The sequence below is a fragment of the Pseudotamlana agarivorans genome, assembly GCF_018860245.1.
Taxonomy (GTDB): Bacteria; Bacteroidota; Bacteroidia; order Flavobacteriales; family Flavobacteriaceae; genus Pseudotamlana; species Pseudotamlana agarivorans_A.
Map to the genome: position 1 here is coordinate 512,472 of NZ_JAHKPD010000012.1, position 13,750 is coordinate 526,221.

At 35.8% G+C, this 13,750-nt stretch carries 14 protein-coding genes; 4 read left to right on the plus strand and 10 right to left on the minus strand.

The window, feature by feature from the left end:
• Nucleotides 1–81: 81 nt before the first annotated feature.
• Entirely contained in the window at nt 82–411 is a 330-nt protein-coding gene (locus tag KO493_RS08625; RefSeq protein WP_216067534.1) for a 2Fe-2S iron-sulfur cluster-binding protein, read from the plus strand.
• Nucleotides 412–523: 112 nt separating this feature from the next.
• Here KO493_RS08625 and KO493_RS08630 read toward each other — a convergent pair whose 3' ends face one another.
• From KO493_RS08630 to KO493_RS08640, 3 genes are all read right to left on the minus strand, one after another.
• The gene (locus KO493_RS08630; RefSeq protein ID WP_216067535.1) at nt 524–991 is read right to left on the minus strand and encodes a hypothetical protein; all 468 of its coding nucleotides are present in this window, start codon (nt 989–991) and stop codon (nt 524–526) included.
• Nucleotides 992–1,120: 129 nt separating this feature from the next.
• Nucleotides 1,121–1,441: a hypothetical protein gene (locus KO493_RS08635; protein ID WP_216067536.1), complete on the minus strand. Its 321-nt coding sequence runs from the start codon at nt 1,439–1,441 to the stop codon at nt 1,121–1,123.
• Between the two features lie 75 nt (nt 1,442–1,516).
• Nucleotides 1,517–2,755: a 3-deoxy-D-manno-octulosonic acid transferase gene (locus tag KO493_RS08640; protein WP_354667427.1), complete on the minus strand. Its 1,239-nt coding sequence runs from the start codon at nt 2,753–2,755 to the stop codon at nt 1,517–1,519.
• Nucleotides 2,756–2,982: 227 nt separating this feature from the next.
• On the opposite strand from KO493_RS08640, the gene KO493_RS08645 reads away from it, so the two are divergent.
• Together KO493_RS08645 and galE are read left to right on the plus strand one after the other, a co-directional pair.
• Complete coding sequence (locus tag KO493_RS08645; RefSeq protein ID WP_216067537.1) at nt 2,983–4,116, plus strand: DegT/DnrJ/EryC1/StrS family aminotransferase; 1,134 nt, start codon at nt 2,983–2,985, stop codon at nt 4,114–4,116.
• Nucleotides 4,109–5,131: a UDP-glucose 4-epimerase GalE gene (gene galE / locus KO493_RS08650; protein ID WP_216067538.1), complete on the plus strand. Its 1,023-nt coding sequence runs from the start codon at nt 4,109–4,111 to the stop codon at nt 5,129–5,131. The genes KO493_RS08645 and galE overlap by 8 nt, the downstream gene beginning before the upstream one ends.
• A gap of 471 nt (nt 5,132–5,602) precedes the next feature.
• Here the strand turns inward: galE and lspA are convergent, their stop codons facing one another.
• From lspA to KO493_RS08680, 6 genes are all read right to left on the minus strand, one after another.
• Nucleotides 5,603–6,112 carry a signal peptidase II gene (lspA, locus tag KO493_RS08655; protein WP_216067539.1) on the minus strand — a complete coding sequence of 170 codons (510 nt, stop codon included), beginning with the start codon at nt 6,110–6,112 and terminating at the stop codon, nt 5,603–5,605.
• A complete protein-coding gene (gene fabD / locus KO493_RS08660) occupies nt 6,112–7,005 on the minus strand; it encodes an ACP S-malonyltransferase (protein WP_216067540.1) in 894 nt (297 codons plus the stop codon). The genes lspA and fabD overlap by 1 nt, the downstream gene beginning before the upstream one ends.
• Before the next feature lie 205 nt (nt 7,006–7,210).
• On the minus strand, nt 7,211–7,771 hold the full coding sequence (locus KO493_RS08665; RefSeq protein WP_216067541.1) for a sugar O-acetyltransferase: 561 nt from the start codon (nt 7,769–7,771) through the stop codon (nt 7,211–7,213).
• 13 nt (nt 7,772–7,784) lie between these two features.
• On the minus strand, nt 7,785–9,341 hold the full coding sequence (locus tag KO493_RS08670) for an NAD(P)/FAD-dependent oxidoreductase (protein ID WP_216067542.1): 1,557 nt from the start codon (nt 9,339–9,341) through the stop codon (nt 7,785–7,787).
• A 64-nt stretch (nt 9,342–9,405) separates the two neighbouring features.
• Nucleotides 9,406–10,989: an arylsulfatase gene (locus tag KO493_RS08675; RefSeq protein WP_216067543.1), complete on the minus strand. Its 1,584-nt coding sequence runs from the start codon at nt 10,987–10,989 to the stop codon at nt 9,406–9,408.
• Nucleotides 10,990–11,146: 157 nt separating this feature from the next.
• Nucleotides 11,147–12,067: a dihydrofolate reductase gene (locus KO493_RS08680; protein ID WP_216067544.1), complete on the minus strand. Its 921-nt coding sequence runs from the start codon at nt 12,065–12,067 to the stop codon at nt 11,147–11,149.
• 303 nt (nt 12,068–12,370) lie between these two features.
• Between KO493_RS08680 and KO493_RS08685 the strand changes: the two genes are divergently transcribed.
• Entirely contained in the window at nt 12,371–12,667 is a 297-nt protein-coding gene (locus tag KO493_RS08685; RefSeq protein WP_216067545.1) for an isoamylase early set domain-containing protein, read from the plus strand.
• A 166-nt stretch (nt 12,668–12,833) separates the two neighbouring features.
• Here KO493_RS08685 and KO493_RS08690 read toward each other — a convergent pair whose 3' ends face one another.
• Nucleotides 12,834–13,658, minus strand: coding sequence for a thymidylate synthase (locus KO493_RS08690; RefSeq protein ID WP_216067546.1), 825 nt, complete (start codon nt 13,656–13,658; stop codon nt 12,834–12,836).
• Nucleotides 13,659–13,750: the final 92 nt, after the last annotated feature.

Consider the following 13,750-nt stretch of genomic DNA (forward strand, 5'->3'; position numbering starts at 1 on the left):
ACTTATAAAAAATAAAAGCACTTCACTTAAATTTGCGCTCATAATTAATGAGCTGCTATTTAGGCAAACAAAAATTAAGTAATGGAAGATATTAATATCAAAATAACGGATAGAGACGGGGTAACACATGAAATTGTAGCACCTACTGATATGGCAATGAATCTTATGGAAGTAGTGAGGTCTTACGAACTTGCTCCAGAAGGTACTATTGGTGTTTGTGGTGGTATGGCGATGTGTGCATCATGTCAATGTTATGTAACAAGTGATACAGCGTTGCCTGAAATGGGTGATGATGAAGAAGCTATGCTTTCGGAAGCTTTCGATGTTAAGGACAATAGTCGTCTTGGGTGTCAAATTCAAATGACTCCAGAAATGGAAGGATTAGAAGTAGAATTGGCTCCTGAAAGTTAATTGGAAAATGATAAATACAGTTGTTAATCTATTATTGACAACTATAGATATAAAAAAAAGTCCCTATATCAGGGACTTTTTTATGCTTAACCTTTTACGGTTTATTGAATGCTTAATTTGTAGTGATTTTGATATTTGGATCGATCTTTTTAAGAGAATCTGTAAGCTTATGAACACCAGCTTCAACTTCTTTTTGGTGACCTTTAAAAGTCTTAGATCCTGTAATTGCTTTTCCCATTACAGTATAAGAGTATGTTACCACAACGGTTTCGTCATCTTTAACATCTCCATAAGAACCATCATGCTTTAATTCTGATTTATCAGAGCTTGAAGGTTCTGATACTTTTTCAGATGATACAGTATTAGGTGTAGCCTCAACAAGATCAGCTTCTGCAGCTGCTTCAGTATCTTCTATTTCTACTTCTTCTACAATAACTTCTTCCTCATCTACTAAAATAGCTTCCTCAGTTGGAGTTTGAGCCGTAGGTGTTGCCTCAGTCGCTTTTGTATTTTCCTTACAAGATGTAAAAGAAACAAGTAACGCTGCGATAGCTAGAGTACTTAAAATTGATTTTCTCATAATTTTTAAATTTGTATTATTGAATTGATTATTAGTTTCAGCGAATTTAAGACCTTTTTAGAAGGAACTATTCAGTTCATCATATTTTTGAAATGACATTCAAATTAATCGAACTGTAAATAGTATATATTAGTCTTCATCGATTTTATTGACTTCTTTTTTAACTTTGTTAGAAGTGTCTTCTATGGCATCTTTAGTAGCATCTGCCGCGTTTTCAAGAGCTTCACCGGTTGCGTCAACAGCATTTTCTACAGCTTCTCCTGTTGAATGAGCTGCATCTTCAATAGCATCTCCAGTGGCGTCTGCAGCATCTTCAATAGCATCTCCCGCTTTGTCTATCGATTCATGCATTTCTTCTTTAGCTGAATCTGCTTTTTTTGAGTCTCTACAAGATGTAAAACTTAAACTTAAAATGGCTAATAATGCTGTACTTAATAGTGCTTTTTTCATTTTCTTCGGTTTGGTGTTAATATTTAGTTTAAAATACTGTTTAACGCAATAAATGAACAGGTACCACGTTTAACGCTATAATATACGTAGATAATTTAAGATTTGGACTACGGCACCTTTATTCTTTTTTATAAACGCTTCATTTTTATGGCCAGTTTGCAAGCGTAAATCTTTATTTTTTATCATGCTAAGTAGAACCGAGTTGAACTCATTTTGACTCGAAATGGAGAACATACCACCATTGTTTATAAGCGCTTTCGCCTCAGGGAATTTATTATAATGCTTTCCAATAATTATTGGAACACCAAAAACCGCAGGTTCTAGAGTGTTGTGCAAACCTGTTTGGCCTAAAGCACCACCAACATAAGCAATATCGGCATAGTTGTAGATTTTCGTTAGTATACCTATGGTGTCTATAATAAATACTTTGGCTTCAGATAAGTCGTATTTTTCTTTTTTTGAAAATAAAACTGAGGGCACTTGAAGCTGACTCTGTAGTTGTTTTACCTTTTCTTGTTTAATTTGGTGTGGAGCAATGATGAATTTTAAATCTTTATTAGCCTGCTCATTAATGAAATTAATTAATAAAGATTCGCCTTCCGGCCAAGTACTTCCTGCTACAACACAAAGCTTATCGTCTTTAAAGTTTTCAATGAAATCTAATGTGTTATCAATATCTAATTGATTAGTAACGCGATCGTAACGTGTATCTCCAGCGACCGTAACATGGTTGTAATTAATAGATTTTAATAAGTTTTTTGATTCTTCATTTTGAGTAAAAATGTGTTCAAATGCAAACAAGGCTTCACGAAGTGGTTTGCCATACCATTTAAAAAAAGATTGATTTTCCCTAAAAGCAGCCGATATTAAAATGGCCCGCCCTTGTCTTTTTTTCAGTTCAATTAAAAAAACCGGCCAAATATCATATTTCACAAAAATGGTGAGTTCTGGGTTTACAATATCTAAAAATCGCTTGGCGTTATTTTTTGTATCTAAAGGGAGGTAAATCACCACATCAGCAATTGGTGAATTTTTTCTAATTTCATAACCAGATGGAGAGAAGAAACTTAGTATTATTTTGTGGTTTTTAAAATGATCGCGTAGTGCTTTAAAAACAGGTAATCCTTGTTCATATTCGCCTAAGGAAGCACAATGAAACCAAAGTGTTTTGTCTGAAGGCTTTATGCCTTTATTTAATAAATTAAACGTATTTTTTCGACCCTCTACACCCTTTTTTAATTTGTCGTTAACTAAAGCGCCGCCATTTAAAACGACTTCAGCCAATTGCATTCCAATGTTATAAATTAAGCCCACTCTTTATTTCTTTATGCTAAAATACATTTCTTTAAATTATTTAAAGCTTAAATTTTAATTGTTTAAAAATACACTGCTATGAAACAAATATTAGCATATTATTGGTAAGTCTTTACAGGTTAAACCATAATCATTTTTGTAAATTTGTGGATCGCGAACCCAATTTGGGGTTATATAAAAATTAGTCTTAGCTAAGCTGAAAATTAGCAGACTTTAATCTTTGTGAGATGAAAAAAATTCAAATGGTTGACTTAAAAGGTCAATATAACGAGATAAAAGATATCGTTAATCCTTCGATTCAAGAAGTGATCGAAACTACAGCATTCATAAATGGACCAAAAGTTCATGATTTTCAAAAGAAATTAGAAAATTATTTAGATGTCAAGCATGTTATTCCGTGTGCCAACGGAACCGATGCTTTACAAATAGCAATGATGGGTTTAGGCCTGAAGCCAGGTGATGAGGTTATTACTGCCGATTTTACGTTTGCTGCAACTGTTGAAGTGATTGCTTTATTGCAATTAACACCAGTGTTAGTTGATGTGAATCCAGATGATTTTAACATCAATATTGAAGCCATTAAAAAGGCAATTACTCCAAAAACTAAAGCCATTGTCCCAGTGCATTTGTTTGGACAATGCGCCAACATGGAGGCGATCATGGAAATAGCCAAAGCTCACAATTTATTCGTGATTGAAGATAATGCGCAAGCTATTGGGGCCAATTACACCTATAAAGATGGGGTAAAAGTAAAAGCAGGCACGATAGGCGATGTGGGCGCTACTTCCTTTTTTCCTTCAAAAAATTTAGGCTGTTATGGTGATGGCGGAGCCATTTTTACAAATGATGATGCATTAGCACACACCATTCGTGGCATCGTAAATCATGGGATGTACGAGCGTTACCATCATGATGTTGTTGGTGTGAATTCCAGATTAGATAGTATTCAAGCTGCTGTTTTAGATGCCAAATTACCGCTTTTAGACGCTTACAATAAACGCCGAATAGAAGCAGCCAACAAATATGATGCGGCATTTAAAGACATTGATAGTATTGAAACACCTTTCCGTTATGGCCAAACCGATAACCATGTGTTTCATCAATACACCTTAAAAGTTAAGGGTGTTGATCGCGATGCTTTAGTCAAGCATTTAAATGAAAATGAAATTCCTTGTGGTGTGTATTACCCTATTCCGCTGCATAATCAAAAGGCCTATATGGATGAGCGATATAACGAAGCCGATTTTGAGGTGACTAATCAATTGGTGAAAGACGTTATTTCATTGCCAATGCATACCGAATTAGACGACGAACAAATTAACTATATAACAACAACTATTAAAAACTTTATAAATGGATAAAATTTTAGTCACCGGAGGTTTAGGGTTCATAGGGTCCCATACCGTTGTAGAATTACAAAATAAAGGCTACGAAGTCGTAATTATTGACGATTTGTCAAATTCTTCAGAGGATGTATTAGACGGCATTACTGCGATTACAGGTAAAAAACCACTGTTTGAAAAACTAGATTTGAAAGACAAAGCAAGGGTGGAGTCTTTTTTTGCAAAGCATAATGATGTAAAAGGTGTTATTCACTTTGCAGCAAGTAAAGCAGTTGGAGAAAGTGTGAAAGAACCTTTGTTGTATTATGAAAACAATATTGGAACTTTGGTTTATATTCTTAAGGAATTAAAAAAGTTGCCATCTGCAGCATTTATTTTTAGTTCATCTTGTACTGTTTATGGTCAAGCCGATGAATTGCCAATTACTGAAAGTGCTCCTGTAAAGCAAGCGGAATCACCTTACGGAAATACCAAACAGATAGGAGAGGAAATTATTAAAGATACTTGTAAAGTAGTACCGAGCCTAAAAGCCATTGCCTTGCGTTATTTTAATCCTGTAGGTGCTCACGAATCTACCGAAATTGGTGAATTACCAATTGGAGTACCTCAAAATTTAGTGCCTTTTATTACCCAAACCGCAATAGGATTGCGTCAAGAATTATCTGTTTTTGGAGATGATTATCCAACGCCAGATGGTACGTGTATTAGAGACTATATTCATGTTGTCGATTTAGCCAAAGCTCATGTCGTGGCGCTTGCACGTTTGTTAGAGAATAACAATAAAGAAAATTTTGAAACTTTTAACCTAGGAACAGGAACAGGAAGTTCAGTACTTGAAGTAGTAAAATCTTTTGAAAAAGTTTCTGGTGAAAATTTGAATTACAAGATTGTAGGAAGACGTGAGGGGGATATTATCTCAGCCTATGCCGATACCAATAAAGCTAATGATGAGTTGGGATGGAAAACAACTTTATCTTTAGATGACGCCATGCGTTCTGCTTGGAAATGGGAGCAGAAAGTTCGTGGAGCATAAGGTAAATTGATTAAAAATTAAATTAGGAAGAAGGTTGCTAAAAATTAGTAGCCTTTTTTATTGAATAATATTTGAAACGGATTTTGTTTGTTAATCATGACACAACATGTCGTATTAATCTGAGTATAACAGTCGTACCTTTGAAGAGTAAATAGACAGTAAAATATTTTTCATAAGTTTAGTTTGGTTAGTTTGAAAAATGCTACAAAAATGTATAGATGACATCTTTGTAGCATTTTTTATTGGGTAATATTTTGAAGACTGAGCGATCGTATATGTCGAAATTAAGGACACAGCATGTCGCATTAATTTCAGGGAAGCGGCCGTATCTTTGAAGAGTAAATAGATAGTAAAATATTTTTCATAAGTTTAGTTTGGTTAGTTTGAAAAATGCTACAAAAATGTGTAAATAACATCTTTGTAGCCTTTTTTATGTTTCAGAATTTGAATTAGACCTTCTAATTATAAGTATTAGGCCTTTTTCTTCTGAGTAAAACTTACGAATAACAATATAATCATACCAGCACTTACCGACATGTCTGCGAGATTAAAAATTCCAGTTCTAAACACACCACCCAAATCGATGAATAAAAAATCGGTTACCGAGCCATAAACGATGCGATCGTAAACATTAGCAACACCACCTCCAATAATACTGGCAAAGGCGAATAAACTCCAATTATCAAGACTTTTATCTTTTAAAATATGTCTTAAAACAAGCCCCAAAACCAGAATGGGTAGTACTAATAAAAAGACTATGCGTAGGGCTGGGTTTAAATCGCTCCCCATACCTAAAAAGGCACCGGTGTTTTCAACATTCATTAAAGTGAAATAATCTCCTATTATTGGAATGCGCTCACTAGGTTGTGAAGCTGTTCTACCAATAACATTTGCTCTAACAATAACTTTTGAAATTTGATCGGCAGCAATTGTTAATATGATTACCGCAAAAATATAAAAGGAGCGTTTAGTAAAATTCATTAATTACCAGCTTCAAGAGTTGCAGAAACTGTTTCTGATGCTCTGTTTATTTTCTTAACTAAACCTTGTAACACTTTTCCTGGACCAACTTCAGTAAATAAGGTCGCTCCATCGGCAATCATTTGTTCCACAGATTGCGTCCAACGTACAGGAGCCGTAAGTTGAGAAATTAAATTGGCTTTGATTTCGGCTTCATCGGTAACAGCAGAGGCTGTAACATTTTGATAAATCGGACAGTTTGGTTTACTAAATGTTGTGTTTTTAATGGCTGCAGCAAGTTCTTCACGAGCAGGTTCCATCATTGGTGAGTGGAAAGCACCACCTACAGGAAGCACTAAAGCACGTCTTGCACCAGCATCTTTTAAAGCTTCACAAGCTTCATTGATCGCTTCAATTTCTCCAGAAATAACCAATTGTCCTGGGCAGTTGTAGTTTGCAGCAACAACAACACCGTCAATTTGTTTACATATATTTTCAACAATTTTATCTTCTAAACCTAAAACGGCGGCCATCGTACTTGGTTGCAATTCGCAAGCTTTTTGCATGGCTAAAGCACGTTGAGAAACTAATTTTAATCCGTCTTCAAAAGTTAAAGCACCGCTAGCAACTAAGGCTGAAAATTCTCCTAAAGAATGTCCGGCAACCATATCTGGTTTAAAACTCTCTCCTAAAGTTTTAGCTAAAATTACAGAGTGTAAAAAGATAGCTGGTTGTGTTACTTTAGTTTCTTTAAGGTCTTCTGCCGACCCTTCAAACATGATGTCTGTAATTCGGAAACCTAAAATTTTATTCGCTTTTTCGAATAATTCTTGAGCTAATTGTGAATTTTCGTAAAGGTCTAAGCCCATACCTGTGAATTGTGCACCCTGTCCAGGAAATATATATGCGTTCATTGTATTTTATATTTTAGAGCTGCAAAAATAAGAATTATAAATTTATGCCAATTCTATTTTGAAATTACTGTAAAAGAAAATGAGGATTTTTTTCTTTATAGGAAACAGAAAAATAATGCATAGCCGTAGTTACGGATTCTTTTTATGTTGAAATAGAAAGAGAAAAAGGGCGTTTTATTGCGGTAATTTCAATGTGGAATTGGTATTAGCCATTATCTATGGTTTTGATAATTTTAGCTGGATTTCCAGCAATGACTACATTGGCTGGGAAATTTTTAGTGACCACAGCGCCTGAGCCAATTACCACGTTATTGCCTATGGAAATACCAGGACAAATTGTAGCATTGCCACCAATCCATACATTATCACCAATGGAAACGGATTTACCGAGTTCTTTTCCGCTATTTCTAGCTTTAAATTCTAAAGGGTGTGTGGCCGTATAAATTTGAACATGGGGGCCAAACATGCAGTTATCTCCAATAGTCACTTCGGCAACATCTAAAATACAGCAACTAAAATTCATAAAAAGATTTTTACCTGCTTTGATGTTGCTGCCATAATCGCAGTGAAAAGGAGGTTCTATAAACAAGTTTTCACCTGAATTTGGTATTATTTTTTTTAAAACTTTCTGACGTTCCTCTAAATCAAGTTCACTCAAGCTATTGAATTTATGAAACAGTAAGCGCACCTGGTGGCGCTCTTTTGCTAACTCTGGGTCTGTGGGACTGTACATTTCCCCAGCGAGCATTTTGTCTTTTTCAGTCATATGTCTTTAGCTTTTAAAGTCCAGCAACTGCAGCCTCTGCACAGCGTTCCCCGTCCATGGCCGCAGAAACAATGCCACCTGCATAACCGCCACCTTCCCCGCAAGGGTATAAGTTTGTAATTTGTGGGTGTTCTAAAGTGTCTGTTCTAGGAATTGAAACGGGAGATGAGGTTCGCGATTCCACACCTACAATATTAGCTTCTTCGGTATAATAGCCCCTCATTTTTTGCCCGAAAGCCTCAAACCCTTTTCTCAATCTTCCGCCTATAAATTTCGGTAATAGCGAATGCAGCGGTGCTGATTTTAGTCCAGGTTGGTATGAGGAATCATTGAGATCGTTTGAAAGTCTGCCTTCAACAAAGTCTGTTAAACGTTGCGCAGGAGCCACCTGACTTCTTCCGCCTGCGGTAAAGGCTAAACGCTCTAAGTTTTTTTGATATTCTAAGCCTTTTAGAACACCAAATTTCTCATATTTAGCCAAATCGGTATCTACGTTTATTTCAACAACAATGCCTGAGTTGGCGTATAAGTTATTTCGTTTGGAAGGCGACATGCCGTTTACAACCACTTCGCCATTAGCTGTAGCTGCAGGTACAATAAAACCGCCAGGACACATACAAAATGAATAAACACCTCGATTGTTCACTTGTTGCACTAAGCCGTAGGAAGCTGCAGGAAGTAATTCACTGCGTTCACCAGAGCAATGGTATTGAATAGAGTCGATAATATGTTGTGGATGTTCCACACGTACGCCCATGGCAAAGGATTTGGCTTCGAGTGCGACTTCTTTATCATGAAGTAAATAGAATATGTCTCTAGCCGAATGCCCAGTGGCTAAAATGACTTTTTCAACCGCTAATTCGTCGCCGTTTTGAAGTTGAATAGCATTTATGGTATTGTTTTTTAATTTAAAATCGGTAACACGGGTTTCAAAATGCACTTCGCCACCATAGTGTAAAATGGTTTCGCGAATGTTTTGAACCACCTTAGGTAATTTATTAGTACCAATATGTGGGTGGGCATCTATTAAAATCTGTTCTGTAGCGCCATGAAATACGAGGTTTTCAAAAATACGACGCACATCACCACGCTTTAAACTTCGGGTGTATAATTTTCCGTCAGAATAAGTACCAGCACCACCTTCGCCAAAACAATAGTTCGAATCTTCGTTTACAAAATGATCTCTATTGATGGCTTTTAAATCGCGACGGCGGTCTTGAACATTTTTGCCACGTTCTAAAACAATGGGTTTATAACCAAGTTCAATGCAGCGCAATGCGGCATACATACCAGCAGGTCCGAAACCAATAATATGAACAGGTTTTCCTTTGGAAACATCTTTGTAGTCAAATTGATATTCAGAAGTTTTAGGAAGCACCTCGCGAATATAAACGGCTACTTTATAGTTGAAAATAATTTTAGGTTTTCGAGCATCAATAGATTTTCGTAGTACTTTAACACCAGTAATATCCTCGCGGTCTATATCTAGTTTTAAAGCCGATTTTAACACCAAAATATCGCTGCGCTCTTCTTCCTTAAGCGTAATGCGAAGTTGAATTTCTTTTACCATGCTGCGAAATTAATGAAAAATTGGCTTGGCACTTGAAAAAGCTTTTAAATTGAGATGCGATGGATTAAAGCCCTATATTTTTTGGTGGATATTTTTTAAATGTAGCAGCATGAGCTTTTAATTGAGCTCCTAAAGAAGCTAGCCATGCGTTTCTGCGGTGCCCTACGGGCATTTCCTCTTTTGGGTCTATATATAAATTGAATAACCAAGGGGCTAGACCAACATCTTGAACAGTTGCGTAGTCTATCCACATATGTGGTGCTTGTGGGATAATAACTTTAATATGTTCCTTGTATTCTCGCATTCGAATAGCCATTAATTCAGTACCCCACCAAAAATAGACTGACTCACGATTTCCTTTTCCATTATCGTGAAATAGGAAGCTTGATTGGTCAATAAAGTCATAATACCTATCGTCTGGTAGTTTGTTTTGTGATATGCCTGCAAGACGAAGACTCGTACCAAATAGGTCCATTAAATCAAAAACGTCATCACTTTTTCTACCAGGGGTAATCATTCCTTTCCAATAAGCAATGCCTGGTACGCGAACACCGCCTTCGAATGTAGTTCCTTTAGCGCCTCTAAAAGGTGTGTATCCGCCATCTGGCCATGCATCCATTTGAGGGCCGTTATCTGAGGTAACGAATATAAAGGTGTTTTCTAATTCTCCAGCAGTTTCTAATGCTTTTACTATACGGCCAATATGCATGTCAACTTCAGCAACAGCATTTTTATAAGGATATTTAGCGGTGCTAAGTCCTGGGTAATCTGGATTATCAAAATTATCTGCATGCACTTTCATAAAACAGTGCTCAATAAAGAAGGGTTTGTTAGAACCTGACAACTCCTTGATTTTAGAAATGGTGAAATCGGCTAATTTATGGTCGGCACGTCCCATATCGTCTAAGGTTTTGATTTCTTCTAGTTCTTTTGTTGTTCCGTCTTTGAAGCCATGTGTTAAGTGGTTTGCTGGGCGAATGGTTTCAAAGGCTTTGAGTAGCTCTTCATTAAGTACCAAATCAGGAAATCGCCTCGGGTCAATGCCTTGAGTAATCTCTTTTTGGGCGGGGTAAAAACCATAGTATTCATCAAAGCCTACATCATGAGGTCGCATGCCTTCTCCTTCTCCTATATGCCATTTTCCTGTGAGTAGGGTGTAATAACCATGGTCACTAAGTATTTTAGGAAGACTTATTTCGTCTGCCCATGGATTTTGAGATATTTTATCGCCTGCAAGAATGGGGCGTGTTAATCCGGTGCGAACAGGAAGCCTACCTGTTAAAATGGCTGAACGTGTTGGGGTACAGGTTTGTTGAGAATAGCAAGAAGTTAATTTTAAGCCTTCAGCAGCTAGTTTGTCCATTTCTGGTGTTGCAGCTCCAATAGCCGCCCCACCTCCATAGGCACCAGGTTCGCCATACCCCAAATCATCAATAATAATCCAAACTATATTTGGCTTTTTACCAGACTTCTTCTCTAAGTCAGATAATTTTTGGTTTACTTCTTTGCTTTGTTCTGGGTGAGGAATGGAAGCTTCAAAATTCTCATCTGTTTTTACCGCTCTATTAAAATTTTGAGCATTAGATTTAAAAGCTCCTAAAATGAGAAAGAGACTAATAAAGACAATATAATTAACTGCTTTTTTCATGTTATTTGTTTTTTTAATAAATCCTTCACCTATTTAGGTAACTCCTGCCTAAGCACTACTTGTTTTGCAAAGCGTAGAAATAATTAAAAAGTTAAGGTTTTTACCAGCCTATATTCGGGCAGACCTAAATTTAACTAAAATAGCATAGAAATCACAATTACCCCCTTACATAAGTAATAAAAGAAAACTCATGGTTATGGTTAGCGTCTTTTGTATGAAAACTATGCTGAGATTCTTTCCAAACCGACGTATCGATTTCAGGAAAAAAGGTATCGGCATCAAAATTTTCATGAACACGCGTTAATTCAATTTTATCAGCAACAGGAAGCGCTTGCTTGTAAATTTCACCACCACCTATAATATAAGGTTGAGGATCGTTTTTACAGAAATCGATAGCGTTTTGAAGGCTGTTAACCACAATTACACCTTCTGGTACTGCGTAATCTTGTTGCCTACTAATGACAACATGTACTCTATTCGGTAACGGTTTAGGGAAACTTTCAAAAGTTTTACGTCCCATGATGATATGGTGACCGTTGGTTAATGTTTTGAAACGTTTTAAATCATCACTTAAATGCCAAATGAGCTTATTGTCCTTTCCAATAGCGTTATTTTCCGCGGCAGCGACAATAAGAGTAACTTCTTGAGTTGTGTTTAGGCTTTTTGTAGCAGGAATTTCTTTTATTTCGGGCTGTTTGGCGATAGACTCCTCTTTTGGTAAGTTAGATTGAAGTTGCTCAATGCGTTTTTTCTGTTTGTCAACCAAAATTGCTAATTGCTTTTGCTCCCAGTCCTTCCCCATGAATTTATGAGTAACAAAAACATTGAAAGTATGGTACATTAAAAAGAACAACCAAATTAAAATAGCGAATAAAAACCACTCGGTGCCAAGAATTTGATTCAATTCGGTACCCATACCTAAAACCGTATTTGCGATTATTAAAAAGGCACTTCCTATTAGGAACAGTACAAAATGAAAGTAGAGTCTCTTTTTTTGTTTGATACGTTTTTGAGCATTTTTTATAAGTTCTAATTGCTCTTTATCTATTTGTGGAGTTGGTTTCTTTTTGCCGAACATAATTGTGGTATAATGACTGTAAAGTTACTGCTTTTTTGTTGAGATTAAAATGTTTAATTTATGAAGAGTTTGTAGGGATAATGCGGGTAACTAAATTCTTTAGATGACTTTGAAAATTAAAATATATTGACCTATCGTTATTAGTAATACAATAAATTTTTGATTGAAATATTTTCTAAGTATTATTTTATTTGAACTCAAATTATCAAAATGATAATTCTTTTAATATGAGTATTTTAAAAGGTGAATTATGAGAAAAACTTTATAAATTAGTTTCTGAAACAACACTTAAAAAATATAATTATGGCTATTAAAAAACAATACTTAAAAACTAAACCAGTGTGTAAGGTCACGTTTTCAATTGAGGCTGCAGATGCTAAAAAAGTCTCTTTAGTTGGAACTTTTAATGACTGGGAAGAGAAAAAACCGGTTTTAAAGAAGTTGAAAAATGGTACTTTTAAAGGGGTTATTAATTTAGATTCGGGTAATTCTTATGAGTTTAAATATATCGTAGACGGTGTATTCGTAAACGAAGTTGAAGCCGATGCTTATGCTTGGAACGATTATGCTGGTGCAGAGAATAGTGTATTAAACGTATAGAAATTAAAAAGAAGCTATTCGAAAAGTATTAATATACGTCATTCTGACTTCATTTAACTGCGTTTAAATTTCGGTTTTAGTGTCACAACAACATGATAACCAACGGCTATAAGTATCTGGATCAAGTTTAGGTTGACGAAAATTTTACTTTTTAGACAGCATTTATTTATATCGCTACTTTTCCTTTAATGTGGGGATGCGGATTGTAATCTTCTAAAGTGAAATCTTCAAAAGTAAAATCGAAAATATCTTTTATTTCAGGATTTAATATCATTTTAGGTAATGGTCTCATATCTCTCGATAATTGCAATTCTAATTGCTCAAAATGGTTACTGTAAATGTGCGCATCTCCAAAGGTGTGTATAAACTCCCCTGCTTGGTAGCCACAAACTTGCGCCATCATCATGGTAAATAAAGCATAAGAAGCGATATTAAACGGTACGCCTAAAAAGATATCGGCACTACGTTGGTACAACTGGCACGATAATTTGCCGTTAGCCACATAAAATTGAAAAAAGGCATGACATGGCGGTAATGCTGCTTTTCCGTTGGCTACATTTTCACTAAATGATTTTGAAGTATCTGGTAAAACTGAAGGATTCCATGCTGATACTAACATGCGCCTGCTATTTGGGTTTTTCTTTAGAGTTTCAATAATTTCTTTAATCTGGTCAATATCATCACCGTTCCAGTTTCGCCATTGGTAACCGTAAACTGGTCCTAAATCACCATTTTCATCGGCCCATTCATTCCAGATTTTCACACCGTTTTCGGTAAGGTAATCGATGTTAGTATCTCCTTTTAAGAACCACAACAATTCGTAAATAATAGATTTTAGATGTAATTTTTTGGTGGTGACCATAGGAAAACCTTCACTTAAATCAAATCGCATTTGATGACCAAAAACACTTTTTGTTCCCGTTCCAGTGCGATCTCCTTTTTCATTTCCGTTATCTAAAACGTGTTTTACTAAGTCGTGATATTGTTTCATAGGCATTATTCCTGCGTAGGCAGGAATCTCGTAATAAATTAAATAATAAGCTATAAACGTTCTATAATTTTGCAGGAACGAAATTAAATAAA